Below are 247 nucleotides of genomic sequence, written 5' to 3' on the forward strand. Positions count from 1 at the left end.
CACACCATCCAGGAAGGACGGGATCGGCGGATTCTTCATGGCGAAGGCTTCCGCACGCCCCATCACGATACAGTTGGTGATGATCAGCCCCACGAACACGGACAGCTGCTTGGAAATGCTGTAGGCGTAGGCCTTGAGGAACTGGTCCACCACGATTACCAGCGAGGCAATAATGGTCATCTGCACGATGATCCGGATGCTCGAGGGAATCGAGTTACGGATGCAGCTCACAAAAAAGTTGGAGAAC

The 247-nt window shown here is 54.7% G+C and carries 1 protein-coding gene; it reads right to left on the reverse strand.

The window, feature by feature from the left end; translation table 11 throughout:
- Positions 1 to 247 (reverse strand): Rnf-Nqr domain containing protein (locus A3714_RS10480; RefSeq protein ID WP_304439028.1); only part of this gene is annotated, 247 nt, incomplete at both ends.

Origin of the sequence: Alcanivorax sp. HI0007 (assembly GCF_001635525.1) — a bacterium.
Lineage (GTDB): Bacteria > Pseudomonadota > Gammaproteobacteria > Pseudomonadales > Alcanivoracaceae > Alcanivorax.